The organism is Rhizobium sp. 21-4511-3d (assembly GCF_053522545.1).
Genome location: NZ_JBNWCF010000004.1, coordinates 107,114 through 133,423, shown reverse-complemented (window position 1 = coordinate 133,423; position 26,310 = coordinate 107,114). Strand labels below are relative to the sequence as shown.

23 protein-coding genes are annotated in these 26,310 nt (G+C 62.7%); 4 read left to right on the top strand and 19 right to left on the bottom strand.

Annotated elements, in window-relative coordinates:
- Positions 1–126: 126 nt before the first annotated feature.
- From nirD to ACQZ5H_RS11350, 13 genes are all read right to left on the bottom strand, one after another.
- Positions 127–462, bottom strand: coding sequence for a nitrite reductase small subunit NirD (gene nirD, locus ACQZ5H_RS11410; protein WP_112717658.1), 336 nt, complete (start codon positions 460–462; stop codon positions 127–129).
- 4 nt (positions 463–466) lie between these two features.
- Positions 467–2,917 (bottom strand): nitrite reductase large subunit NirB, encoded by a 2,451-nt coding sequence (gene nirB, locus ACQZ5H_RS11405; protein ID WP_449097749.1) that lies wholly within the window; start codon positions 2,915–2,917, stop codon positions 467–469.
- A 4-nt stretch (positions 2,918–2,921) separates the two neighbouring features.
- The gene (locus ACQZ5H_RS11400) at positions 2,922–3,719 is read right to left on the bottom strand and encodes an ABC transporter ATP-binding protein (RefSeq protein WP_449097748.1); all 798 of its coding nucleotides are present in this window, start codon (positions 3,717–3,719) and stop codon (positions 2,922–2,924) included.
- An 11-nt stretch (positions 3,720–3,730) separates the two neighbouring features.
- Positions 3,731–4,624, bottom strand: coding sequence for a nitrate ABC transporter permease (gene ntrB, locus ACQZ5H_RS11395; protein ID WP_449097747.1), 894 nt, complete (start codon positions 4,622–4,624; stop codon positions 3,731–3,733).
- Positions 4,625–4,684: 60 nt separating this feature from the next.
- The gene (locus ACQZ5H_RS11390; protein ID WP_112717666.1) at positions 4,685–5,983 is read right to left on the bottom strand and encodes a CmpA/NrtA family ABC transporter substrate-binding protein; all 1,299 of its coding nucleotides are present in this window, start codon (positions 5,981–5,983) and stop codon (positions 4,685–4,687) included.
- A gap of 362 nt (positions 5,984–6,345) precedes the next feature.
- Positions 6,346–7,620: a CmpA/NrtA family ABC transporter substrate-binding protein gene (locus ACQZ5H_RS11385; protein WP_449097746.1), complete on the bottom strand. Its 1,275-nt coding sequence runs from the start codon at positions 7,618–7,620 to the stop codon at positions 6,346–6,348.
- Between the two features lie 49 nt (positions 7,621–7,669).
- Positions 7,670–8,257 (bottom strand): ANTAR domain-containing response regulator, encoded by a 588-nt coding sequence (locus ACQZ5H_RS11380; protein ID WP_112717670.1) that lies wholly within the window; start codon positions 8,255–8,257, stop codon positions 7,670–7,672.
- A gap of 106 nt (positions 8,258–8,363) precedes the next feature.
- The gene (locus ACQZ5H_RS11375; protein ID WP_449097745.1) at positions 8,364–9,437 is read right to left on the bottom strand and encodes an ABC transporter ATP-binding protein; all 1,074 of its coding nucleotides are present in this window, start codon (positions 9,435–9,437) and stop codon (positions 8,364–8,366) included.
- A gap of 1 nt (position 9,438) precedes the next feature.
- Positions 9,439–11,367 carry a glycoside hydrolase family 127 protein gene (locus ACQZ5H_RS11370; protein ID WP_449097744.1) on the bottom strand — a complete coding sequence of 643 codons (1,929 nt, stop codon included), beginning with the start codon at positions 11,365–11,367 and terminating at the stop codon, positions 9,439–9,441.
- A gap of 27 nt (positions 11,368–11,394) precedes the next feature.
- A complete protein-coding gene (locus ACQZ5H_RS11365; protein WP_449097743.1) occupies positions 11,395–12,258 on the bottom strand; it encodes a carbohydrate ABC transporter permease in 864 nt (287 codons plus the stop codon).
- On the bottom strand, positions 12,255–13,172 hold the full coding sequence (locus ACQZ5H_RS11360) for a carbohydrate ABC transporter permease (protein ID WP_449097742.1): 918 nt from the start codon (positions 13,170–13,172) through the stop codon (positions 12,255–12,257). Before ACQZ5H_RS11360 ends, ACQZ5H_RS11365 begins: the two co-directional genes overlap by 4 nt.
- Before the next feature lie 83 nt (positions 13,173–13,255).
- On the bottom strand, positions 13,256–14,494 hold the full coding sequence (locus ACQZ5H_RS11355) for an ABC transporter substrate-binding protein (RefSeq protein WP_112717678.1): 1,239 nt from the start codon (positions 14,492–14,494) through the stop codon (positions 13,256–13,258).
- A 40-nt stretch (positions 14,495–14,534) separates the two neighbouring features.
- Positions 14,535–15,557, bottom strand: a complete 1,023-nt coding sequence (locus ACQZ5H_RS11350) for a LacI family DNA-binding transcriptional regulator (RefSeq protein ID WP_449097917.1) — start codon at positions 15,555–15,557, stop codon at positions 14,535–14,537.
- Positions 15,558–15,753: 196 nt separating this feature from the next.
- Between ACQZ5H_RS11350 and ACQZ5H_RS11345 the strand changes: the two genes are divergently transcribed.
- The 4 genes from ACQZ5H_RS11345 to ACQZ5H_RS11330 all read left to right on the top strand — a co-directional run bounded on the left by ACQZ5H_RS11345 (position 15,754) and on the right by ACQZ5H_RS11330 (position 18,679).
- Entirely contained in the window at positions 15,754–16,035 is a 282-nt protein-coding gene (locus ACQZ5H_RS11345) for a ribbon-helix-helix domain-containing protein (RefSeq protein ID WP_449097741.1), read from the top strand.
- On the top strand, positions 16,025–16,339 hold the full coding sequence (locus ACQZ5H_RS11340) for a type II toxin-antitoxin system RelE/ParE family toxin (RefSeq protein ID WP_449097740.1): 315 nt from the start codon (positions 16,025–16,027) through the stop codon (positions 16,337–16,339). Before ACQZ5H_RS11345 ends, ACQZ5H_RS11340 begins: the two co-directional genes overlap by 11 nt.
- Before the next feature lie 128 nt (positions 16,340–16,467).
- Positions 16,468–17,661, top strand: a complete 1,194-nt coding sequence (locus tag ACQZ5H_RS11335) for an acyltransferase family protein (protein ID WP_449097739.1) — start codon at positions 16,468–16,470, stop codon at positions 17,659–17,661.
- A 106-nt stretch (positions 17,662–17,767) separates the two neighbouring features.
- A complete protein-coding gene (locus tag ACQZ5H_RS11330; protein WP_449097738.1) occupies positions 17,768–18,679 on the top strand; it encodes an alpha/beta hydrolase in 912 nt (303 codons plus the stop codon).
- A gap of 3 nt (positions 18,680–18,682) precedes the next feature.
- On the opposite strand, the gene ACQZ5H_RS11325 is transcribed toward ACQZ5H_RS11330, so the two are convergent.
- The 6 genes from ACQZ5H_RS11325 to ACQZ5H_RS11300 form a co-directional block, all read right to left on the bottom strand.
- Complete coding sequence (locus ACQZ5H_RS11325; RefSeq protein ID WP_449097737.1) at positions 18,683–20,686, bottom strand: CocE/NonD family hydrolase; 2,004 nt, start codon at positions 20,684–20,686, stop codon at positions 18,683–18,685.
- Between the two features lie 56 nt (positions 20,687–20,742).
- A complete protein-coding gene (locus ACQZ5H_RS11320) occupies positions 20,743–22,374 on the bottom strand; it encodes an ABC transporter ATP-binding protein (RefSeq protein ID WP_449097736.1) in 1,632 nt (543 codons plus the stop codon).
- Positions 22,367–23,194: an ABC transporter permease gene (locus ACQZ5H_RS11315; protein WP_112717692.1), complete on the bottom strand. Its 828-nt coding sequence runs from the start codon at positions 23,192–23,194 to the stop codon at positions 22,367–22,369. Before ACQZ5H_RS11315 ends, ACQZ5H_RS11320 begins: the two co-directional genes overlap by 8 nt.
- The gene (locus ACQZ5H_RS11310) at positions 23,191–24,198 is read right to left on the bottom strand and encodes an ABC transporter permease (RefSeq protein ID WP_199625249.1); all 1,008 of its coding nucleotides are present in this window, start codon (positions 24,196–24,198) and stop codon (positions 23,191–23,193) included. Before ACQZ5H_RS11310 ends, ACQZ5H_RS11315 begins: the two co-directional genes overlap by 4 nt.
- Before the next feature lie 92 nt (positions 24,199–24,290).
- On the bottom strand, positions 24,291–25,880 hold the full coding sequence (locus tag ACQZ5H_RS11305) for an ABC transporter substrate-binding protein (RefSeq protein ID WP_112717696.1): 1,590 nt from the start codon (positions 25,878–25,880) through the stop codon (positions 24,291–24,293).
- A gap of 115 nt (positions 25,881–25,995) precedes the next feature.
- Positions 25,996–26,211: a hypothetical protein gene (locus ACQZ5H_RS11300; protein WP_449097735.1), complete on the bottom strand. Its 216-nt coding sequence runs from the start codon at positions 26,209–26,211 to the stop codon at positions 25,996–25,998.
- Positions 26,212–26,310 lie beyond the last annotated feature (99 nt).

The window sequence follows — 26,310 nt, the reverse complement described above, 5'->3', positions numbered from 1 at the left end:
GCTGGGCGGACCCGCTCGTCTCCGCTTCGATTGTTTGGGGAGACAGGTGCCGCGAGTCAATCTCCCCCATTGTGGGGGAGATGTCCGGCAGGACAGAGGGGGGTATTGTCTCCACCATCGTTCCAATCACTCGGCCGCCATCATCAAACTCTCGAACGCGATAAATAGCGCCCCATCCTCATTCCGCACAGGGATCGTCCGCACCACCCCGTCATCGGCCCCAAGCGCCTTGCCGGTTTCCAGCGAGATCACCCAGTTGTGCAGCGGGCAGGTGACCGCCTTGCCGTGAACGATGCCCTGCGAGAGCGGTCCGCCCTTGTGCGGGCAGTGGTCTTCGATTGCGAAGACCTCGTTTTCGGCCGTGCGGAAGACGGCGATCTTTCCCTGCGGGGTCTTCACGCAGCGCGCGCCGCGCAGCGGGATGTCCGAGATATCGCCGATCGAGATCCAGTTCATATCCATCTCCTCACTCCGCCGCTTCGCTGAAGCCGACGGTCGCCATCGGCTTGAACTCGTGCTTGTCCTTGCCGGAGACGCGCTCCGACCAGGGATCGACCTGGGCAAATTTCTGCGAGAAGACGAAGCGCTCGTAGTAGCCGGTGCGCTTCTCGGTATCCTCCATGATCTGCCGGCGGATTTCGTCGAGGCCGATGCGCTTGGCCCATTTGTAGATGCGCTCGAGATAGCGGCCCTGCTCGCGATACATCTGCGTCAGCGCCACGATATGCTCCAGCGCTTCTTCCTCTGTCCTGACAAGGCCGAGCACTTCGGTGCCCTTGATGTCGAGACCGGCAGCACCGGCGAAATGGATCTCGAAACCGCTGTCGACGCAGATCACGCCGATATCCTTGCAGGTCGCCTCGGCGCAGTTTCGCGGACACCCTGAAACCGCCAGCTTCAGCTTTGCCGGCGTCCAGGAGCCCCACATGAATTTCTCGATGCGGATGCCGAGGCCGGTCGAATCCTGCGTGCCGAAGCGGCACCAGTCGGAACCGACGCAGGTCTTCACGGTGCGCAGCCCCTTGGCATAGGCCTGGCCGGAGATGAAGCCGGCCTTGCCGAGATCGGCCCAGACGGCGGGAAGGTCTTCCTTCTCGATGCCGAGCAAATCGATGCGCTGGCCGCCGGTGACCTTGACCATCGGTATCTCGAACTTGTCGACGACATCGGCGATGGCCCGCAGCTCGTTTGCGTTCGTCACGCCGCCCCACATGCGCGGCACGACGGAATAGGTGCCGTCCTTCTGGATGTTGGCGTGCACACGCTCGTTGATGAAGCGCGACTGGTAGTCGTCGGCATATTCATCCGGCCAGTCGGCGACCAGATAGTAGTTCAAGGCGGGGCGGCACTTGGCGCAGCCGCAGGAGGTCTTCCATTCCAGCTCCTGCATGACAGCAGGAATGGTCTTCAGCTTCTTTGCCTTGATCAGGCGGCGCACGTCGTCATGGCCGAGCTCCGTGCAGGTGCACATCGGCGTGACGGCGGCTGGGTTATAGGCATCGACGAGCGTCAGCGACATCAGCTGTTCGACGAGGCCGGTGCAGGAGCCGCAGGAGGCCGAGGCCTTCGTGTGTGCGCGCACGTCATCCAGCGAGGTCAGCCCCTTGGCACTGATCGTCGATGTGATCTTTCCCTTGCAGACGCCGTTGCAGCCGCAGATTTCCGCATCATCCGGCAAGGCTGCAACGGCCGCCATAGGGTCCAGCGGCGACCCTCCCTGATAGGCTTGGCCGAAGATCAGCGTGTCGCGCATCTGCGAGATGTCGGTCGCCTTCTTCTTCAGGTCGTTGAACCAGGCGCCATCGGCCGTTTCGCCATAGAGCACGGTGCCGATGATCCGGTTTTCCTTGATTACGAGGCGCTTGTAGACCCCGGCGGTCGCATCGCGCAGGACGATTTCCTCGCGGTCGTCGCCATCGGCAAAGTCGCCGAGCGAGAAGAGCTCGATGCCGGTCACCTTCAGCTTTGTCGGCGTATCAGAATGGACGAAGGCAGGCTTGCTGTCGCCTGCCAGATGCGAGGCGGCGACCCGCGCCATCTCGTAGAGCGGCGCGACCAGGCCATAGACCATGCCGCCCACCTCGGCGCATTCGCCGACCGAATAGATGTCGCCATCCGAGGTCTGCATCCCGGCATCGACGACGATGCCGCGGTTGACCGCGAGACCGGCATCCTTGGCGAGATTGATATTCGGGCGGATGCCGACCGCCATGACCACGAGCGTCGCCGGAATGATCGTGCCGTTGTCGAGCTCGATGCCCTCGACCTTGCCGTCGCCGACGATCGCCTTGGTATTGGCCTTGCAGATCACCTTGATGCCGCGTTCCTCGACGGCCTTCTGCAGCAGGTAACCGGCCGCCGGATCGAGCTGGCGCTCCATCAGCGTCGGCATGACGTGGAGAACGGTGACGTCCATGCCGCGCTGGGCAAGACCGGCAGCCGCCTCGAGACCGAGCAAGCCGCCGCCGATGACGACCGCCTTTTCACGCGACTGGGCGGCAAGCAGCATGGCCTGCACGTCGTCGAGATCGCGATAGGTGATGACACCCGGCAGGTCCTTGCCGGGAACCGGGATGATGAAGGGCACGGAGCCGGTGGCGATGACCAGCTTGTCGTAGCTTTCGGTGACGCCATGATCCGAGGTCACGGTCTTGGCCGTGCGGTCGATGGCGACGATCTTGTGGCCCTTGTAGAGCGTGATCCCATGGTCGATGTACCAGCCGTCGCCGTGGATGACGATCTGCTCGTAGGTCTTCTCGCCGGAGAGAACCGGCGAGAGCATGATGCGGTCGTAATTGACGCGCGGCTCGGCGTTGAAGATGGTGACGGCGTAGCGGCCGGGCGCCTGTTCGAAGAGATGCTCCAGCATGCGCCCCGGCGCCATGCCATTGCCGATGATGACGAGTTTCTCGGACATGGTGTTACTCCGCAGCTTCGACGAAGCGGTGACGTTCGTAGAGGAACTTCAGCACGGCCTCGCGGCATTTGAGGTAGGTTCGGTCGGAGGCGAGCTCGATGCGGTTGCGCGGACGCGGGATCGGCACGTCGAGGACTTCGCCGATCTTGGCCGCCGGGCCGTTGGTCATCATTACGATCCGGTCGGAGAGAAGCACCGCTTCGTCGACATCGTGGGTGATCATCACCATCGTGTTGCCGAGCCGGGCATGGATTTCCATGACGGCATCCTGCAGATGGGCGCGAGTCAGCGCATCGAGCGCGCCGAAGGGCTCGTCGAGCAGGAGGATCTTCGGTTCCATCGCAAGCGCTCTGGCGATGCCGACGCGCTGTTTCATGCCACCGGAAATCTCGGCGGGGCGCTTGTCCTTCGCGTGAGCCATCTGCACGAGGTCCAGATTGGCCATCACCCAGTCATGGCGCTCCGCCTTCGTCTTGCTGCTGCCGAAGACCTTGGAGACGGCGAGGTTGACGTTCTCGTACACCGAGAGCCAGGGAAGCAGCGAATGGTTCTGAAAGACGACGGCGCGTTCCGGCCCCGGCGCGTTCACCTCACGGTTTTCCAGCAGGACGGCGCCCGAGGAGACGGGCGTCAGTCCGGCGATCAGGTTGAGCAGCGTGGACTTGCCGCAGCCGGAATGGCCGATGATCGAGACGAATTCGCCCTTGGCGATCGTCAGGTTGATCCCCTTCAGGACTTCGGCACGAACGCCGCCGCGATCGAAATGCTTGTCGATATGGTCGAGCTTCAAATAAGCGGTCATCTCTGATCTCCTCAATTTGCCGAAGCGCCGCGGGTGATCAGCCGGCCGGCTGCCGCCACGAGCTTGTCGAGGGCGAAGCCGACGACGCCGATATAGGCGAGGGCGACGATGATGTCGGGCAGGCGCGACGAGTTCCACGCATCCCAGATGAAGAAGCCGATGCCGACACCGCCGGTCAGCATCTCGGCGGCGACGATCGCCAGCCACGAGAGACCGACGCCGATGCGCATGCCGGTGAAGATGTAGGGGGCGGCCGAAGGCAGCATGATCTTGAAGAAGAACTCGATCTGGTTCAGCCGCAGCACCTTTGCCACGTTGCGGTAATCCTGCGGGATGTTGCGCACGCCGACGGCGGTATTGATGATGACGGGCCAGATCGAGGTGATGAAGATCACGAAGATCGCCGAAGGATTGCTGTCCTGGAAAGCAGCCAGCGACAGCGGCAGCCAGGCAAGCGGCGGCACGGTGCGCAGCACCTGGAAGATCGGGTCTAGGCCGCGCATCGCCCAGACCGACTGGCCGATGATCGCGCCGATGACGATGCCGCTGACGGCGGCAAGTCCGAAGCCGTAGGCGACCCGCTGCAGTGAAATCAGCACACGCCAGCCGAGGCCGATATCCTGCGAGCCGTAGTTGAAGAACGGGAAGGCGATCAGATCGTAGCTTTCCTGCCAGACCTGATGCGGCGAGGGCAGGGAGGCCGTCGGCGACGAACAGAGAATCTGCCAGACGCCAAGCATCAATGCGAGCACGACGAGCGGCGGCACGACATTGCGGGCGGCGGCTGTCGCAAGCTGCCGGACGTTGACGCGGCGCGAAGGCGCCTTGGTCAGGCGCACCACGTTCGCCGTCTTGGGGGCAGGCTGCGCTGGGGTAATCGGTTCATTCTTTGCGAGGGCTGACATGCGATCGCTCCTTAAGGCAAGAAAAGGCCGGCGCGCCCGTCACGCGCCGGAGGCGGGGAACTAGGACGCGGCCTTGATGGCAAGGCTGTCGAGATAGGCCGAGGGGTTCTCGGGATCGAAGACCTTGCCGTCGAAGAAGGTCTCCTTGCCGCGCGAGGAAGACGCCGGAATATCTGCGGCGGCGACGCCGAGATCCTTGGCGGCCTGGCGCCAGATATCTTCGCGGTTGACCTTGTCGACGAGCGCCTTGATGTCGGTGTCGGGCGCGAACTTGCCCCAGCGGATGTTCTCGGCCATGAACCAGGTGTCGTGGCTCTTGAACGGGTAGGAAACGCCGCCTGCCCAGAATTTCATGTAGAGATCGGTGCCGTGGGCGACGCGGCCATTGCCGTAGTTGATGTCGCCCTTCAAGCGGCCAAGCACGTCCTTTGGCGGCACGTTGAACCACTGGCGCTTGCCGAGGATCGTCGCCATCTCTTCCTTGTTGTCCATGCTGTCGCACCATTGCTGGGCTTCCATCACGGCCATCAGAAGGGCCTTGGCGGCGTTCGGGTTCTTCTCGATCCACTCGGTGCGCATGGCGAGCGCCTTTTCCGGGTGGCCCTTCCAGAGTTCGCCGGTGGTCGCCGCGGTGAAGCCGATGCCCTGATTGACGAGCTGCTCGTTCCAGGGCTCGCCGACACAGAAGACGTCCATGTTGCCGACCTTCATGTTCGCCACCATCTGCGGCGGCGGGACGACGATGGTCGAGACGTCCTTGTCGGGATCGATGCCACCCGCGGCGAGCCAGTAGCGGACCCAGAGATCGTGCGTGCCGCCGGGGAAGGTCATCGCCACCTTCACTTCGCCGCCCGCAGCCTTCTTCTTCTCGAAGGCGGCCTTCAGCTTGGAAGCGTCGAGCTGCACGCCGGTCTCGGCATATTCCTTGGCAACCGAGATGCCCTGGCTGTCGTAGTTCAGCCGCGCCAGGATCGACATCGCCACCGGCTGGTTGTTTTGCGTCACCTTGCCGGCCTGCATCAGGTAGGGCAGCGGCGAGAGGATATGGGCGCCATCGATGCCGTTTGCCGCGCCGCCGAGCACGAGATTGTCGCGGGTGGCGCCCCAGGATGCCTGCTTGGCGACGTCGACATCGGGCATGCCGTGCTTTTCGAAGAGGCCCTTCTCCTTGGCGACGATCAGCGGCGCGGCATCCGTGAGCGCGATGAAGCCGAGCTTGGCGCCCGTCACTTCAGGTGCTGCAGCCGCCGCAAAGGCGCCGGATGGGAAGGCCGAGCGGACCGCACCGATCAGGGCCGCCGTCGCTGTCGTCTTTAGAAGATTGCGGCGGCTGAAGCTGCCGGTGAGGATCTTGGTCATGCGCAGTTCCCCTTATTGTCGAGTGGTCGCCGGATTTCGGGCACAAAAAAACGCCGCTCGGAGATTGCGTCTTCGGGAAGGAAGGGTCCCGGACTGCAAAAACCTTGCGACGTCGATGTCTCTTGCAAGCGCTTATCGCGCGCTCATCTGCCTGGATCGCCGTTGATCCGGGCGCTATTAGCCTTGCAAAGGCCGTGCCAATTTCAGATCGCTGCCGTCAATTGATTGAAAGCGTTTGGTATTCTGCCTTGAAATGATGGCAGGTGAATTTTTATGCGTTCTAAAATTCTGCGCATCTTTTATGCGAATGCCTAGATGGAAGCGGACCGCGCTGCTAGCAATTTGTGCAGCGCGGCAGACCTTCAGCCCTCGTCCGGCTGCCGGATGGCGATCGATGCGCTCTTCACTTCGAAGCCGTTGATGTAGGCAGCGAAGTCGCCCGGATCGAAGATACGGCCGTCCATGAAGCGCTCGCCATCGCGGTCTCCCTCGATGCGAACATCGGCATCCTCGGGCGTGCAATCCTCGCCGAGTGCGGCGCGGTAGAGGTCCGGCCGATAGGCGGAAGCGGCGGCGCGCGCCAGCGTCAGGCTGGGCTCGGCCTGGCCCCAGCGGATCATCTGGCTGTAGATCCAGAGCGCCTGGCTCGGGCGCGGATAGTTGGCGAACTGGCCGTGGAACTGGAAATAGTTCTCGATCACGCGACGGTTGCCCTTGGCGTCGAGGCTGAACTCACCGGCAAGAACGTGGCGGATGATCTCAACGGGCGCCGCGATGTAGCGCGGATCGGCAAGGACGTCAGCGAGCGCGTCATGGTTTGCCGCGTCGTCGCACCAGCGCGCGGCCGCATCGAGCGCAACGATCAGCCGCGAGACGGCTTCCGGATGGCTTGCGGCCCAATCCGGCCGCATGCCGATGACCTTCTCGGGAGCTGACGGCCAGATATCCTGCTTGGCGGCGACGATGCGGCCGACGCCGCGCTCGGAGGCGACCATGTTCCAGGGCGCGCCAACGCAGAAGCCGTCGATCGCGCCTGCGGCAAGCGCATCCGATGTCAGCGGCGGCGGGACGACGACGAGCTTGACGTCATGATCGGGATCGATGCCGCCGGCGGCGAGCCAGTAGCGAAACTCGTAATTATGCGAGGAGAAGGGATAGGTCATGCCGAGCGTCGGCATCGGTTCGCCGCGTGCCCGCATATCGGCAAGCACGGCGGCAAGCGCCTTGGCATTCTCCATCGCGCTCGCGGTTTCCCCGGTGCCCGCGACCTGCTGCATGCGTTCGAAAAGCCGGGTCGAAAGCGTGATCGCATTGCCGCCGCGGCCGAGCGAGAAGGGCGTGATGGTCGGCGATGGATTGGAGCCGAGGCCGAGCATGGCGGCAACCGGCATCGGCGAGAGCATGTGGGCAATGTCGAACTGCCGGAAAGCCAGGCGGTCGCGGACATTCGCCCATGAAACATCCTTCACCAGCTCGAGTGCGATGCCCTCCCTGGCGGCAAAGCCGAATTCGGCGGCGGCAATCAGCACCGATGCATCGACAAGCGGGATGAAACCGGCGCGCAGAACTCTCGGTCCCTCGCCATTCGACAGGGCGGGAGAGGTGATGCGGGCGCTGCCGCTGGCAATCTTGGTCAAGGCGTTCACTCCAGCGTCCTCCAGGCGCTTACTGCATCGCGGGCCGGGCTCACATCAGCAGCCCCGCAGCCGTCACGACACTTTGCGCGATTTCGGACATTTTCTTTTTCTCATTCATCGCCGTCTGGCGAAGCAACGCAAAGGCTTCCTCTTCCGAAAGGCCCCGCATCCGCATCATGATGCCCTTGGCCCGCTCGATGACCTTTCTCTCCTCCAGCGCTGATTTGGCGTCGGCGAGTTCCCGTTGCAAGCGGCTGAAGGCATTGAAGCGGCTGACAGCCATGTCGAGGATCGGCTTGACGCGCTCCTTCTTCAGCCCGTCGACGATATAGGCGGAGACGCCGGCTTCCACGGCGGCCTCGATCGAGGCCGTATCGGAGCGATCGACGAACATGGCGATCGGGCGGCTGATCGAGCGGGTCAGCTGGAAGAGATGTTCCATCATGTCCCGGTTCGGATTCTCGATGTCGATGATGATGACATCGGGTTTCAGCGTCTCGATGATCCGCGCCACGCCCTGCACCTCATGGATGACGGTGACGCGCATATGCCCCGCCTCCCGCAATCCCTCTTCGATGATCGAGGAGCGGATCGCGTTTTCATCGATGACAAGGATCGTCAGGTCGAAGTGGCTCATGCAGCATTTATGACGCAGTGCAGCAATGCTGGCAAGCGGATGGCCATAAAAATGGGCAGTATCAACAAAAGCCTACGAAATAGGCTCTTGTTGATACAGGAGCCAATCAGGCGACAGCGAGGCCGCCTTCATCAAACAATCGGATATCCGCGGGAGCGGCGCTGAGAAAAATCCGGTCTCCGGTGTTGATCTCCGCCGCCGAGCGATATTCGACGGTGACCGGCTGGCCGTCGGGCAGCTGGCAATAGAGATATTGCGTGCCGCCGAGATATTCGGCGAAGTCGACCGTCGCCTCCAGCCCGTCCGTGCCGGTGGTGCTGACGGTCAGATGCTCAGGCCGGATCCCCAATTTCACCCTGGCGCCCGATACCAGTGCGCTCCCGGCGAGACCTGATTGGACCGCCTGTCCGCCAGTCGAAACCCGGCCCGCTCCCTGCCACATGGCGTCGAGCAGGTTCATCCGCGGCGAGCCGATGAAGCCGGCGACGAAGGTATTGGCCGGGCGCTCGTAGATTTCGCGCGGCGTGCCCGATTGTTCGATGCGCCCGTCGCGCAGCACGACGATCTGGTCGGCGAGCGTCATCGCCTCGGTCTGGTCGTGGGTCACGTAGATCATGGTGTTGCCGAGCTCGCGATGCAGGCGGGCGATTTCGATGCGCATGGAGACACGCAGCTCGGCATCGAGGTTCGATAGCGGCTCGTCGAACAGGAAAACATCGGGCTTGCGCACGATCGCCCGGCCGATCGCCACGCGCTGCCGCTGGCCGCCCGATAGCTGGCCGGGGCGGCGTTCGAGAAGGTGGTCGATCTTAAGGATCGCTGACGCGGCCTTCACGCGCGCCTCGATCTCACCCGCTTGCGTGCGCGCCATTTTCAGCCCGAAGGCGAGGTTTTCGCGCACACTCATATGCGGATAGAGCGCATAGGACTGAAAAACCATGGCGATGCCGCGGTCCGAGGGATCGAGATCGGTGACGTTGCGCCCCTTGATCTCGATCTCGCCGTCGGTGACATCCTCCAGCCCGGCGATCATGCGGAGCAGGGTCGACTTCCCGCAGCCGGAGGGACCGACGAAGACCACGAAGGATCCCTCCGATATCGTCAGGTCGATGCCATGAATCACATCCAGGCTGCCGAAGCTCTTGCGAACTCCGGCAAGCACGACGCCTGTATCCGCCATCTTATTCACCGCGCGCCTCGCCGGCACGGACCCAGACGAGCATTTCGCCCGGTTCGCGGTTGTCCCAGAAGGGGTAGGGTACGAAGCGGGCGGTGGACGGCTTCGCGGAAGGCGGCGCGGTCCGGTAGAGGTCGGCGCCCCAATCCGAAGCGTCGCGGCTGACGGGCAGGTCGAGAGCGACCGCGCCGCGAAGCCCCGTGATTTCAGAGACCTTCGCCTTCGACGGATCGGCCGAAAGCGAAATGCCGTTGAGACCGGCGCCATTGTCGGCCTCCTCGACGCAATAGACCAGCGGCCCGCGCATCAGTGCGGTGCGGCCGGCATCCTGGCGGACGAGCGGGTTGGCGAAGAGCTTGCGCGCCGCAAGCGGAATGACGAGATCGACCGCGTCGCCGCTCTTCCAGTCGCGCTCGATCCGAGCATAACCGTCCGTCGATATGGCTTCGACATTGACGCTCTCGCCATTGACCGAAAGCGTCGCGCCGTCCGCCCATTCCGGAATACGCAGCGACAATGCGAAACGGGCCGGGCGGTCGAGATCGAGGTCGACATGGATGGCTCCGTCCCAAGGGTAGCGGGTCGTCTGCGCCAGTTCAATCTTCGCGCCCGAAAGCTCGAAGCGGGCCTTGCTTTCTCCATAGAGATGCACGGCGATTTCGTCTTCCGCCACGGCGTACATATAGGAGCCGACGGAGGCCAGCAGGCGGGCGATATTCGGCGGGCAGCAGGGGCAATGGTGCCAGATCCAACGGTGATGCTTGCCGGCGCTCTCCAGCGGGTTCTCGTAGAAGAAGGTCTTTCCATCGAGCGAAAGGCCGGCCATGGCGCCATTATAGAGCGCCTGCTCCATGATATCGGCATAACGCCGGTTCGGGCCGCGACCGAGCATGCGGTTGGCCCAGAAGACCAGACCGACGGAGGCGCAGGTCTCGGCGTAGGCGCTTTCGTTCGGCAGGTCGTAATAGTCGGTGAAGCCTTCGTTGGACGCCGCCGGGCCGATGCCGCCGGTCACATACATCTGCTTCGTCGTCAGGTCGTCCCAGAGCGTTTCGAGCGCCGAGGTCAGCGTATCATCATTATACTCGGTGGCGATATCGGCCATGCCGGCATAGAGATACATGGCGCGCACGGCATGGCCGACGACCTTTTTCTGATCGCGCACCGGCAGATGCGCCTGGCCATATTCATAGGTCTTCTGGTGAAAATCGGCAGCGCTGCGGCCGTCGCGCACCGCTTCCTCGGTGAAGAAATGCGGCTCCTGTCCGCGCTCGTCGACGAAGAATTTCGAGAGGTCGAGATATTTCTTCTCGCCGGTGACACGCGCCAGCTTTACCAGCGCCAGTTCGACTTCCTCATGTCCGCAATAGCCGGCAAGCTTGCCCGGGCCATGGCCGAAAACGGTGATCAGGTAGTCGGCATAGCGGCACATGATATCGAGCAGCTTGCGCTTGCCGGTCGCCTGGTAATAGGCGACTGCGCCCTCGATCAGATGTCCGGCGCAATAGAGTTCGTGATGGTCGCGCAGGTTCGTCCAGCGGCGGCCAGGCTGCACGCGCTGGAACCAGGCGTTCAGGTAGCCGTCCTTGTCCTGCAGCTTCTCGTACATGTCGATGATTTCGTCGACGCGCGCCTCAAGCTTCGGATTGGCGCGGCGATAGAGCGAATAGGCGACAGTCTCGATCGATTTGCCGAGGTCGCTGTCCCAGAACATCTGCGTCGACCCACCCCACGGGCCGAGCGGAATGACGACGCCGGGGCTTGGCTGGCTGACGTCGATCGCCTGGATCATGCCGGCCTTGACGCAGCGGTCGAGCAACGTTTCGGCCGTTGAATCGCAGATCGCATCCTGGCGATCGCCGAAAAGGCCGGCGAGCTCGACGCTCGGGACGGGCAGGGGGCGGAACTGGCGGTCTCTCTTCAGCTTGTTCATGGCTTCATCCATTTCGTTGAAAGATCATCATTTCACCGCGCCGGCCATCAGCCCGCGCATGTAGTAGCGTTGCAGAAGCAGGAAGACGATCAGGCAGGGGATCGTCATGACGACGACACCGGCCTGGACCGCACCCCAGTTGATGGCGCCGAGGCGCCCGGCGCGCACCGCCGTCATCAGGACGGGCAGCGTGTATTTCTCGTTGCTGGACAGCAGCACGAGGGCGGCAAGGAACTCGTTCCAGGCGTTGAGGAAGGCGAAGATCGCGACGGTCGCGACGCCGGGCAGGACGAGCGGCAAGAGCACCCGGATCAACAGTTTCAGATCGCGTGCACCGTCGATCCGCGCCGCTTCCTCGATCTCCTTCGGGACGGCGTCGAAGGCATTGCGCATCATGAAGACCGAGAAGGGCAGCTGCAGCGTCACATAGACGAGCGTCAGCCCGAGCAGCGAGTTGTTGAGGCCGAGCTTGGCGAGAATGATGAAAAGCGGCGTCAGGATCGACTGGAAGGGGATCATCAGCGTGGCGATGATCAGCACGAAGAGCACGTTCTTCAGCGGGAAGCGGTAGCGCGAGAAGCCATAGCCGGCGAGCAGGCTGACGGCGACCGTCAGCACGACGGTGGCGAGCGACACGAAAAGCGAGTTGATCATGTGCTGCCAGATGCCGGCGCCGAAAGTATCGAGCAGAGCATAGGCGTCGAAGCTCACACCCGTCGTCGGCCATGGCGGCAGCGGCGGCAGGCTCGCCTCCGTGCCGTGACGGAACGATGAGAGGAGCGCGATGACGAAGGGCGCCAGGAAGAAGACCGACACGGCAATGCCGGTGACGTGATAGGCGGATTGCGACCGGAAGCGCTTGCGGGCGCGGCGTCCTCTCGAGGAGATCATGGGCGTTCCTCCCCGACCCTGAGCAGCCACAGCTGGACGATGGAGATCGCCACAAGGATCGCCAAGAGCGCGATCGACAGCGCTGCGCCATAGCCGAGATTGAAGGACACGAAGGACTGGTTGAAGATGTAGTAGACCACCGAGATCATCTTGTTCTGCGGCCCGCCGGAGGTCATGATGTAGAACTGGTCGAAGGCGAGAACCGAGCCGGTGACCGAGACGACCAGCGCCAGCGCGATCGTGCGGCGCATCAGCGGCAGTGTCAGATGCCGGAAGCGCTGCCACCGCCCGGCGCCATCGATGCGCGCGGCTTCCGTCAGTTCGGATGGGATCGCTTGCAGGCCGGTCAACAGGATGATCATCGTGAAACCGGCAATCTTCCAGACGACCATGACGATGATGGTGGCGAAGGCAGTATCGAAGCTCGCCATGATATTCGGGCTGCGCTCGACGAGGCCGAGCGCCCGCAGCGCCGGGCCGAAGAAGCCGCTATCGACATTCGCCAGCCACACCCAGAGCAGCGAGGCAGTCGCGAGGCCGACGACGACGGGCAGGAAGATGATCGTCCGGTAGGTGCTGACGAAGCGCCGCTCCTTCTCCACAAAGATCGCAAGCGGGAACGCAACGGCAAAGATCGCGATGGTGACGATGACGGTGTAATAGGCGGTGAAGTTCAGTGCGGCCATGAAGCGGCTGTCGTTGAACATGCGGGTATAATTGGCAAAGCCGATCCAGCGCTGGGCGCCCATCAGCGGCCAGTTATGCAGGCTCATCCAGCCGGTGAAGATCACGGGCATCACGAAGAAGACGATGACGAGCGCCATGGCCGGCGCGATGTAGAGAAGCCCGCGCCATTGCGATCTGCGCCGCCTCTTGCGGCTGCCGGCAGGGCGCTGGGGACCTGAAACGGTCATCGAAATGCTCCGCATCTTTCATTGCTGCATGGAATGGATCGGCCGGAGAGCTGCCACTGCTCCCCGGCCGCGGCCGGGAGAGATTATTGGCCGCTGTCTATGATCGACTGCATCTCGGACTGGGCGCTCGAGAAGGCTCCGTCTTCGTCGTCACCGAAGATCGCTGCATTGGTGAAGGTCGCCCAGGGGCCATTGGCGCTGTTGATCAGATCATTGAACTGCAGCGTATAGGGCGTCTTGGCGATCGAGATCGCCTTCAGGCCGACCTGCATGCGCGGGTCGAGCCCGGCAAGCACCTGATCTGCAATGTCGCCGCGGGTCGGAAGGCTGCCATACTTGGCCATGACCTTCTGGCCATCCATCGAATAGATATATTCGAGGAACTCCTTCACCGCGTCGATCTTCTTCGTGCCCTTGGTGATGACGAAGTTATCGCCACCGGCAAAGGACGACGGCTTGCCATCAACGCCCGGGATGAGCGTCACGCCGAAATTGATATCGGGATGGCTGGTGACAAGCGTGCCGATCGCGAAGGCGCCGAGCGACTGCTGGCCGATCTTGCCGTTGGTGAAGCTCAAGAAGTTCGAGCCGTTGTCGCTGGCCGCACCTGCCGGAACCAGGTCCTTCTTGACCATGTCGCGATAGAAGCCGACGGCCTTGCGCATCTGCGGCGTATCGAGGGTCGCGGTCTTGCCATCTTCCGACAGGATATCCGCACCCGCGCCCCAGACGAGTGGCGTGAAAGTGAAGATCATGCAGCCGCCGCAGCCGCCGCCGGAGAAATAGAAGCCGTAGGTGTCGTCGCCAAGCTTGCGGATCTTCTCGGCATTGGCCGAAATCTCTTCCCAAGTGGTGGGCGCCTTCTCGGGATCGAGCCCGGCCTTCTTGTAGAGGTCCTTGTTCCAGGCGAAGACCGAGGTCTCGACCGAGAGCGGCAGGCCGTAGATCTTGCCGTCATAAGTGCCGAGGCGGACATGCGACGGCGACAGCGAGTTGAAGTAGGGCAGGCTCTTTGCCCAGTCCGAGAGGTCTTCGAGCTGGCCGGCCGCAGCAAAGGCCGGCGTATAGATCAGGTCCATCGACAGCGCATCGGGCGCCTGACCACCGGCGATCGCCGTCGCATATTTCTGCACCAGTTCGCTGAACGGCACTTCGGTGGCGACGACCTGGTTCTCGTGGCTGGAATTATAGGCTTCGACAACCTTCTTGAAGGCGTCGCCGATGCCGGAACGGACCCACATTTCGATCTTCTCGGCAGCCGAGGCTGTCGATACGAGGCTAAGGGTGGCAATGCTCGTTGCCACCAACAGACGCTTCATCATGGCACTCCTCCCAATATGGCGCGTCTCCTTCGCGCCGTTTCTAAATCCCGAGGGCGTCGCCCCCGCATGTCTGCCGCACGACGAGGCGGCACGGCAATTTCCGCACGCCGGGCTCCACCGGGCGTCCCTCCGCAAGCGACAGGATCGTCAATCCCGCCTGCCGCCCGAGTTCCTTCAGCTCCATATCCACTGTCGTCAGCGGCGGCCGGGTTTGCGCCGCGACAATCTCCCAATTGTCGAAGCCGACCACCGACACATCCTGCGGCACCTTGATGCCGCGCTCGCGCAACGCATCGATGACGCCGCGGGCGATCTGGTCGTTGCCGCAGAAGATTCCGTCGGGCTTCTCACCGGGCGCACTCCAGAGCCTCGCCACCGCATCATGCCCCCAGCCTTCCGACCAGACGCCGAAAAGAACCGGCACGCCGTCGCCAGCGACCTCGCGATAGGCATTGGCACGCTCGCGGACCGAGACGAAATCCTCCGGCCCGGTAATATGGGCGATCCGCCTGCGCCCAAGTTTCCGCAGCCACTCCGTCGCAAGCCGCGCGCCATGCCCATCGTCGGAACTGAACGTGACGCTGTCGGGTGCTCCCTCGGTGAAGGCGTAGACGACGGGCACGTTCAGGTTCGACAGATCGACTGGTAACCGTCTGTCCAGGCGCTTTCCTGTGGCAATGATGCCGTCCACCTGCTTGTCGAGCATCGCATCGACATGGATCTGACCGAGCGCCGGATCATCCTCGATGGCGCAGAGGAAAACCGAGACGCCGTGATCGACCAGCGCTTCGGAAACGCCGGCCATGACAGGCAGCGTGAAGCGGCCGTAAGTGTCGTTCGTCAGCAGCCCGATGGTGAAACTGCGCTTGCTCAGGAGACCCCGTGCCAGAGCATTCGGCCGGAACCCGATCTCCGCTGCGATGCGCTTCACCCGCTCGCGGGTCTCGGCACCCATGCGGCCGGTATCGTTCAACGCCTTCGATGCCGTCGATATGCTGACGCCCGCGGCCGCAGCCACGTCATGGATGGTAATCCGCCCGCGTTTTCCTCCCGAGATGTTCAGCTCTTCCTCCTAAGCTTTGCGATGAGAAAACCTTTTACCAAGTGTTGTGTCAAGTGAGAAAAGGTTTTCTCTAATGCAAATGTTAGCGATGGCGGAGGACGAAATTGCGGCGGCTTCTGGCGCATTCCAATGGAGGGCGTTCTTGGCAAATTGCCGTCGCGGTGGTAATTTTTACCACCGAGATGGAGAATACTTCATGGCCAATGTCGAGAAAATCAGCGTTTCAATGACGCCGCAGCAAGCGGAGTTGCTGAGAGACGCCGTCAGCAGCGGCGCCTATGCGAGCAGCAGCGAAGTCATCCGCGAGGCGATGCGGGACTGGTCCGCAAAGTGGGAGACCCGGAAAGGCGACATCGAACGTCTGCGGCGCCTCTGGGCTGAGGGCAAGGCCAGCGGAGAGCCTGTCTCGGTTGACTTCGAGACGCTGCGTGACGAAGCGCGCCGGGAGTTGAGCGCGGCTCGCAAAAATGCCGGTTGATCTGGTCTGGCTGCCACAGGCTCTCAAAGATGTGCGCGACATCTACGTGCGTATCGGCTTGGAGCAACCCCAGGCGGCCGAGCGCTTCTTCGACAGTTTTGAACGCAAGGCGAAGCTGCTGGCCGAACAGCCGCGTATGGGAGCGCGTCACCCGGAGATCGGACCGGCTGCGCGGATGCTGGTCGATGCGCCGTTTCTGATCCTCTACGAAACCATCCCCGATGATGAGGACACACCGGTTGAGCGCGTCCAGATCGTTCGCGTCGTCGATGGCCGCCGTGATCTTCGCGGCCTGTTGACTTAGGTGCAGGGAATCGCCGCCCACTCAATCCGCTAATAAAGCAGCAGTTTACGAAGTTTCGGCAGCGATCCTTAACGTCTGGGGCGTAGAGAGGTCGGATGATGATGCTGCGTGGGGATCCGTCGTCTGCGATGAGAGTGAGACTTTACTATGTCGATCGCCTGAGGGTCTTCGCCTTCGGATTGCTGATCCTTTATCATTCCTCGGCTGCCTTCTTCCCCGATATGGGCTGGCTGCTGCATAGCGAGAATACCAGCCGCGGCCTGTCGCTGGTCATGGATTTCCCGCGTGCTTGGCGCTTTGCGCTCCTCTTCTTCATCTCCGGCATGGGCGTCGCCTTCACCTTCAAGCCGGAGCAGGGGCTGACGTTCATCTACAAGCGCACGGTGCGGCTGCTCATCCCGCTGCTCTTTGCCATGGCCGTCATCGTCGTGCCGCAGGTCTGGTACGAGCGGATGTATGAGAACGGTTATACCGGCTCGTTCCTCGAATTCTGGCTGACGCGCTATTTCACTGAGGGAAAATATCCGACCGGCAATTTCACCTGGGCGCATATGTGGTTCGTCGCCTATCTGCTGGTGATGTCGGTGATTTGCTATCCGATCTTCCAATATCTGCTGCGGCCCGGAAATCCCATCTTCGCCTGGTTCGAGCGCGTCGCCAAAACGGGCGCCATCTACCTCTTCTTCCTGCTGCCGCTCGGCCTCAATCTGGCGCTGTCGCCGATCTATCCGCGTGAGACCAATGCGCTCTATAATGACGGCGCGTGGTTTGCCGTCTGGGCCAGTTGGTTCGGCCTCGGTTTCCTGATTTCCCGCCATCACCGGGCGCTGATCGGCACGCTGATTGCGCGCCGCTATGTCAGTGGCGGGATTGCGCTTGCGACCACCATCTGGCTCTACCTGGCATCCTGGACAGTTGCGCCGGAGCAGGCGATCGGCAGCTACGACGTCAACGAAACCCTGCTCTTCAAGACCAGCGTCTTCCTGCTCGCCTGGAGCATGATTTTGACCCTGATCGGTTTTGCGGCGCGCTATCTCAATCAGCCGAGCGAGCGGCTGGTGACGATGAACCGGCTGGTCTTCCCGCTCTATATCGTCCACCAGACGGTGACCGTAGGAGCGCTCTACTATGTCCTGCCGCTCGATCTTCCGGCGATCCAAAGCTTTGCGCTCGTCGCCGCAGCAACGGCTGTCATCTCGATCGCTTTCGCGGTTGTCGTCGATCAGCTGCCGAGCCCGCTGCGTCAATTGGTCGGCCTCACGGAGAAGCCGCAGCTTGCGCGTGACGGCGAAGCTTTGGAGCGCTCGGCGCGGCGTGGATAATCGCCGCTCTGGCGGGTTCCAGCGCGCCGATGGCGTCAATGCGCTTGCATAGGCTCTGCGGCCAATCCTATCGTGCATGATGTCGCCGAACCGCATGGATTGCATCATGACCGTCACGCGCCCGATGCCCGAAGAGAAGGGCATTCTTGAGTTTCTCGAAATCTGCAGCAGCGTCTATTCGGATGACGCCGTTTCGCAATCGATCGAGGCGCAGCGAGCGCAATATGATGCCCTTTGCGCCCGCTTCAGCCCGCCGCTCCCCGATGGTCTGACATTCGTCGATAGCCGTATCGGGGACGTCCCGACGCGGCGCTATCGCCCCGCGAAGGTCACGACGCCGACGCTGCTCCTTTATCTGCATGGCGGCGGCTTCGTGGTCGGTTCGCTGGAGAGTCATCATGCGATCTGCGCCGAGATCGCCAATTTCGCAGGCGCAGAGCTCGTTGCCGTCGACTACCGGCTGGCACCGGAGCATCGCTGGCCGGCGCAGACCGATGATTGCTTTGCCGTGATGGAAGCTCTCGCCGCAGGCGGCAACCGCATCGTCCTGATCGGCGACAGCGCCGGCGGAAATCTTGCAGCCGGGCTCGCCCTGCGGGCTCGGGACAAGGAGATCGCGGGCATTGCAGGACAGGTGCTGATCTATCCGGCGCTCGGCGGCGATCTGACGACGGGCTCCTATGTCGAGATGGCCGATGCGCCGGGGCTGACGACAGCCGATGTCGCCTATTATCGCGAAGTGCTCCAGGCTCCGGCCGGTGATCCCGTTGCCGGTGCGCTCGCCACCAACGATGTCAGGGGCTTGCCGCCCGCCTATATCACCGGGGCGGCCTTCGACCCCTTGCGTGACGATGCCCGCCACTATGCGGCGCGGCTGGCGCAGGCGGGGATCGAGGTCTGGTTCCGCGAGGAGCCGCAGATGGTTCACGCCTGGCTGCGCGCCCGCCATATGAGCGAGGGCGCCAAGCAAGGATTTCGTGCTGTCTGCGAGGCCGTCCGCCGGTTTGCGGCGGGCTGACGCTTACATCAGGTCGCGGGGAATGCGCATCTCCGCAAACACCTTCTCGAATACCTGCACCTCACCCTCATAGGCGGTGACCACGGCGCTGATGATCCAGTCGCTGGCGCTGCAGGCGATCTTTGCCGTCGCCACCGTCCGCACGAACCAGTCCGGGCGGCGCATGTCGCAGGTCCAGGTCGAAATGCCGGTCATAGACAGGGGATCGCCCGGTGAGATCGACCAGACCTCCTCGCGCAGCTGCCGGGTCGAGAGGCCGGTATCCGGATGTTCAAACAGCCCGGTATCCTCGTGGATGCGGTAATCGGTGCGATTGGTCGAGAGATCCTTCAGGACCTGCCGCTTGGTGACGCCAGGCGCGTGCTCGATATATTTCGGCAACGGATCGGGGTTCTCAGGCTCTGGGATCGCAATCTGCTCATGCGCGCCGAGCAGCGGCAGACCGAGGCCGAGCGAGGCGATGTCGATCTCGACGCCGGCATCTTCGGGCGGAGGCAGGACCATCGGCCAATAGGCGGTCGAGATCGCCAGACGGATCCGATGCCCCTTGCGGAAGCGATAGCCGCAGGCATCGAGCTCGAGCCGGATCGAGACCTTCTCACCGGGTGTCAGCGCCTCCGGCTCCGCATTGCCGTTGCGATGGGTGAGGTTGATCACCCCAAAGGCGACGCGGGTTGCCGTCCCATCCGGATGCACATCGACGAGACGGGCGCAGAGATTGCCGGTCCTTGCCTGCGTGCGCAGCGACAGCGTCAGCACCGGGCGGCCAAGGTAGTCGTGATCCGATCCGAGCGGGACCGTCTCGAAGGTCAGCGAGCCGGCATCGTCTGAGCGCTGGTCGAGCGCCATCTCCGCATCCGGCTTCAGCGTGAAATATTCGCCCGAGGAGGTGCCGGTATCGAGCGGCGAGCGCAGATAGACGGCATGTTCCGGCGCTTGCGGGATCGGCATTCCCTCGGTTAGCTTGCCGAATTGCTCGACATAGAAGCACTGCATCTCCGGCTTCGACCAGACGTCCTTGGCGACCCAGAAGCCAGGATCGAAATCGCGTCGTGGGGCAGGGCGGATGGCATCGAGAATATAGGCGCGTGTCTGCGGCAGCCGGTCGATGCCGTTGTCTTCCCCGCGCAGCCACTTGTTCCACCAGGCGATCGCCTCGCCATGGAAATCGGTGCGCGGCTTCGGCCAGGCGAAGTGCGGGTATTTGTGCACCCAGGGGCCGATCAGAGCCTTCGCCTTGTCGCCCAGCCCCTCGATCGCCATCAGCGGCGTGTTGCGATAACCGTCGGCCCAGCCGGCGATCACAAGCGCCGGGATCTCGACCTCTAAGAAATCCTCGGAGATCGAGCCATGCTGCCAGAATTCGTCGCGGCGCTGGTGGCTCAGCCACTCCTCCATGAAGAAGGGCTCGTGCTCCAGCCGCTCCAGCCACATCTCCTTCCAGCGCTCGCCGACAAGAGCGGGATCGGGCGAGCGGGACTGATAGCCGAGCATGGTCGCGGCCCAGGAAAGCTGGGCCGAGAGATGGCAGCCGTTCTTGTAATGGATATCGTCGTTATAGCGATCGACGGTGGAAGCAATGGAGATGACCGCCTTCAGAGCCGGCGGGCGCAGCGCTGCCACCTGCAGGCTGTTGAAGCCGCCCCAGGAAATGCCCATCATCCCGACGGAGCCGTTCGACCAGGGCTGCGCCGCGATCCAGGCGATCAGCTCGCAGGCATTGGCAAGCTCAAGCTCGGTATATTCCCCGTCGATGACACCCTCGGATTCGCCGGAGCCGCGAATATCGACGCGCACACCAGCAATCCCTGCGGCTGCAAAGACCGGATAGGTCGACTCGTCACGCAGGCAGGTCCCATCTCGCTTGCGGTAGGGCAGGAACTCGAAAACCGCGGGAACGGGATCGCTCTCCGCCCCATCCGGCATCCAGATGCGGGCGGCAAGCCGCGGCCCATCCTTGAGCGTGATCCATTGGTTCTCGATCGTCGTGAAGCCGCGCGCGGTCATGTCTCTTCCTTCATGCACTCTCATGGGAACGAGGCGGCTTGCGCCGCCCCGAAATCTCAGTTGCCGGCGCTTTCCATCCGGCGCGTCGCCAGCACACGCTCCAGCCAGCCGATTTCCATTTCCGGCACCGATTTCAGAAGCAGGTCGGTGTAGTCGTCGAAGGGCGGCGAAAGCGCTTTCGATTTCGGTCCGAACCGCACCAGCTTGCCACGGTGCATGACCGCAACGCTATCGGCAATCGCCCGGACGATCGCGATATCGTGGGTGATGAAGATGTAGGAGAGCTGCTCTTCCTCCTGAAGCCGCATCAGAAGCTTCAGGATGCCCTCGGCGACCAACGGGTCGAGTGCTGAGGTCGGCTCGTCGCAGAGAATGAGCTCCGGCTTTGCCGCAAGTGCCCTGGCGATCGCCACGCGTTGCTTCTGGCCGCCGGAAAGCTCGGCCGGATATCGGTCGATGAAGCCGTTGCCCATCTCGATCTGATCGAGCAGTTCCTTGACGCGCGCCGTCTTCTTCGCGCCCCGCAGGCCGTAATAGAAGGTCAGCGGACGGCCGATGATATCGCGCACCGTCTGACGCGGGTTCATCGCGGTATCGGCCATCTGGTAGATCAGCTGCATCCGCCGCAGGTCGTCGTTGGGCCGGTTGCGAAGGCTCGGCGTCAGCGGCTTGCCATCGAAGATGATCTTGCCTTCGTTCGGCGGAAGAAGTCCGGTGATCACCCGCGCAAGGGTGGATTTCCCCGAACCGGATTCACCGACCACGGCAAGCGTCTGCCCTTTGGGCACATGCAGAGAAACTCCGTGCAGAACCTTGAAACCGTTGGAATATTCGGCGCTGATATTCTCGACCTTCAGCAACGCGCCGGATTGATCCGGCGCCTCGTCGCGCGCCGTCTGACGGACGTTCACCAGGGCGCGCGTATAGTCCTGCGCCGGCGCCTCGATGATCTGTTGCACGCTGCCATATTCCACCGTCTTGCCGTGGCGGAGAACCATGATGTCGTCGGAGATCTGGGCGACGACGGCAAGGTCGTGGGTGATGTAGAGGGCCGCCGTATGCGTCTCCTCGATCGCGTGCTTGATCGCCGCGAGCACGTCGATCTGAGTCGTCACGTCGAGCGCCGTCGTCGGCTCGTCGAAGACGATCAGCGACGGATTGGAGCAGAGCGCCATCGCCGTCATGGCGCGCTGCAGCTGGCCGCCGGAGACCTGATGCGGGAAGCGGTCGCCAAAGGTTTCGGGACTCGGAAGACCCAGCACCTGGAAGAGATAAAGCGCGCGCTTGCGCGCCTCCTCCTTGCTCATCAGGCCGTGCTTGACGGAGGCTTCGATCACCTGGTCGCCAAGCTTGTGGGCCGGATTGAAAGCGGCGGCCGCCGACTGCGCAACATAGCAGACACGGGCGCCGCGGATCTGGCGGATGCCGCCCTTGCCGAGCGGCAGGATGTCCTTACCGTCGAGCAGGACTTCGCCGCCGGTGATCTCGGCGCCGCCACGTCCATAGGCGAGAGCCGAAAGGCCGATCGTCGATTTGCCGGCGCCGGATTCGCCGATCAGGCCAAGAACCTTGCCCTTTTGCAGGTCGAAGGAGACGCCATCGACGATCGTCACCCGCTTCGGCGGCTCGCCCGGCGGATAGCTGGTGGCCTCGATCTTCAGATTGCGAACTGAAAGAAGCTCAGGCATCGCCGCGTCCTCCCTTGAGGCTGGATGTGCGTTTCAAAAGCCAGTCGACGACGAGATTGACGCAGACCGCGAGCGCGGCGATCGCCGTACCCGGAACCAACGCTGCGGAAATCCCGAAGATGATCCCGTCCTTGTTGTCCTTGACCATGCCGCCCCAGTCTGCGGCCGGCGGCTGGATGCCGAGGCCGAGGAAGGAGAGGGTGGACAGGAAGAGGATGGAGAAGGCGAAGCGCAGGCCGAATTCGGCGAGCAGCGGTGAAAGCGTGTTCGGCAGGATTTCGCGGAAGATGATCCACAGCTTGCCTTCGCCACGCAGCTTGGCGGCTTCGACGAATTCCATGACCGCGACATCGAGCGCCACGGCGCGGCCGAGGCGATAGACGCGGGTGGAATCGAGGATCGCCATGACCAGGATGAGGATGACGATATTCTGCGGCAGAACGGCGAGAACCACGAGCGCGAAGATCAGCGTCGGGATCGACATCATCAGGTCGTTGAAGCGTGAGAACACGGTATCGATGATCCCGCGCGAAACGGCGGCCGTGAAACTCAGGATGATGCCGAGCGAGAACGAGATCAGCGTTGCGCCGAGCGCCACGAAGAGCGTGGTGCGGGCGCCGTAGATCAGCCGCGAAAGGATATCGCGGCCGAGATTGTCGAGGCCGAAGAAATACTGGTTGTCGGCGACCTGCCAGACATTGCCGACGACTTCCGTTTCGCCATAGGGGGCGATCCAGGGCGCGAAGATCGCGAAGATGAAGGCAATGACGATGCCGATGATGCCGATCCAGGCGGTGATGGGGATATCTCTCAATCTCATCGCGGATGCCTCAGTCTCGGGTTGGCAACGATCGCCAGAATGTCGGCAATCATGTTCAGGAAGATATAGACGGCGGCAAAGATCAGGCCGCAGGCCTGGACGACCGGCATGTCGCGGACGGTGACGGCATCGACCATGTACTGGCCCATGCCGGGATAGACGAAGACCACCTCGACCACGACGACGCCGACGACGAGATAGGCAAGATTGAGCGCCACGACGTTGATGATCGGCGCCAGCGCATTGGGTGCGGCATGTTTGACGATCGAGCGGAAGGCGCCGAGGCCCTTGAGTTCGGCGGTCTCCATATAGGCCGACGACATGACGGAGAGGATTGCCGCCCGGGTCATGCGCATCATGTGGGCGAGAACGACGAGCACGAGAGTTGCCGTCGGCAGCGCGATCGCCTTCAGCCGCTCGACGAAGCCCATGCTGTCATAGACGGTCGCCGGGAAGGTCGCGACGCCGAGCTTTACGGCGAAGAACATGATCAGCAGGTAGCCGATGAAGAACTCGGGCAGCGAGATCGCCGCGAGCGAGATGACGTTGATGATCTTGTCCGGCATCCGGTTTCTGAAATGCACCGAGAGCATGCCGAGCGCGACGGCGAGCGGTACGGAGATGAGAGCGGCAAAGCCAGCCAGGAACAGCGAGTTGCCCAAGCGCTTGCCGATCTGCTCGCTGACCGAATTCTTGCTTGCCCATGAGGTGCCGAAATCGCCCTGGACGGCATTGCCGAGCCACTCGACGTAACGCGTCGTCACCGGCCGGTCGAGGCCGAGATCCTGGCGGATGTTGGCGACCGCCTGCGGCGTGGCCGACTGGCCAAGATAGGTCGTCGCGAAATCGCCGGGCAGCGCTTCGAGGCCGCCGAAGATCAGGATCGATACGGCAAAGAGCAGGACGAGCGAGAGCACGAAGCGCTCGATGATGAGGGCGAGCAGCGGAAAGCGCTGTCGGAATCTGAGACCCGGCAAAGGGTTGCCGGTCGATGAACTGGGCATGGCGAAGGCCTCGCGCTGAAACGTCAGGGGGACCGCAAGCCTTGAGCTTGCGGTCCTGGTTCAGTCAGAGATGGCGGGGAAGCCCCCGGCCGTCAGGCATCGAGCCAGACGCGGGTGGCGACATAGCCGTTCGACATGTCGTTGCCGATATCGTGGACATAACCCTTCACCTGCTTCGAGCAGGCGTTCACGAAGTCGTTGAACATCGGCAGGATCAGGCCGCCTTCATCGCGCACCATCATCGCCATGGTGCGGTACATGTCCTTGCGCTTGGTCTCGTCGAGTTCCGAGCGTGCTTCAAGGAGCAGCTTGTCGAAGTCCGGACGCTTGAACCGCGTGTCGTTCCAGTCGGCCGTCGAGAGATAGGCCGTGGAATACATCTGGTCCTGCGTCGGGCGGCCGCCCCAGTAGGAGGTCGAGAAGGGCTGGACGTTCCAGACATTGGTCCAGTAGCCGTCGCCCGGCTCGCGCTTGACCTCGATCTCGATGCCGGCCTTCTTGCAGCTTTCCTGATAGAGAACAGCGGCATCGACGCCGCCCGGGAAGGCGACTTCGGAGGTGCGCAGCAGTACCGAGCCGCTGTGGCCGGATTTCTTGTAGTGGAAGGCCGCCTTGTCGGGATCGTAGGCGCGCTGCTCGATCCCTTCGGGGAAGAGGGCGTAGGTATTGTTGATCGGGAAGTCGTTACCGACCTTGCCGTAGCCGCCGAGGATCTTCTTGACCATCGTCTCGCGGTCCATGGCGTATTTCAGGGCAAGCCGCAGGTCGTTATTGTCGAACGGCGCCTTGTCGCAATGCATGATGAAGACATAGTGGCCGCGGCCGGAGGTCGAGAGAATCTCGACGGTCGGCGCGCGCTTCAGAAGGTCGACTGTCTTCGGATCGACGCGGTTGATATAGTGCACCTGGCCGGAAGAAAGTGCAGCGATACGGGCGGTCGCGTCGTTCATGCCGATGATTTCGATCGAATCGACATAGCCGCGGTCCGAACGCCAGTCGTCTGCATTCTTCTCGAACGTGGCGCGAACGCCGGGCTCGAAGCTCGTGAGCTTGTAGGGGCCGGTACCGATGGAGGCGAGCGGATCGTCATTTCCGCCATTCGGCTGGATGACGAGGTGGTAGTCCGTCAGCAGCAGCGGCATGTCCGCATTGCCTTCGGTCAGCGTCAGGACGAGGTTGCCGCCGTCGGCCTTGACGTCCTTGATCGAGCCGAGAACGCCGAGCGCGCCGGATTCCGACTTCTTGTCCGTGTGGCGTTTCAGGGTTGCGACGACGTCGTCGATCGTCAGTTCCTTGCCGTTGTGGAACTTCACGCCCTTGCGGATCTTGAAGGTCCAGGTGGCCGCGTCCTTCGACGGTTCCCAGGATTCGGCGAGCGAGGGAACGGCGGCACCGGTCAGCGGATCGGATTCGACCAGCATGTCGCCCCAGCAGCGGCCGACGCAGAACATGAACTGCGAGAGAAACTTCGCCGGGTCCTTGGAGTCGGTGGCGGCACCACCTTCAAGGCCGAGCTTCAGGTGGCCGCCGCGCTTCGGTTCGGCGGCTTCGGCGCTTTCGGTGAAGAGCTTGTCGGCGACGGCAAGCGTCAGGCCGGCAGCCATGGCGCGTCCCAGAAATTCGCGGCGGTTCAGCCCGCCTGCGGTAACGCGGCTTGCGAGATATTTTGTGTAGTCGTTCATTCCCCTGTTCCTTCTTGTCTCGATTGAAGAATTGGCAAGTGGACCGCAGAACCGGTTTCCTCTTCCGGTGCCAGGTCCATGTTCGTTCGGGAAAACGTCGCGGTTGGTGCCGCCCTTATCTTCCTTTCTCGGTTAGACGATTGCGCGTGGGTGTGGGCGCCAGCTTGATGGCGCGGCGATCGGGAATGCCGGCGGTTGTTTTTGTCCGGCTTGTTTCCTGAAGATCGGAATTCTGGGTAAGGATGGCGCCCGCGATGGCGAGACGACAGCGGGCCGCATGCGTTCTGGCTGCGGCGGAGGGCAGGGAAGTCAGCAGCTCAAAGGTGGTCAAGCTACGTCCGTTCAACCTATGCTACCTCCGCTCTTTCCGCGGGGGAACCTTTGAGAGCTGCCCCGGCAATGAATATGCATGAGATCGAATTAAGGGCCA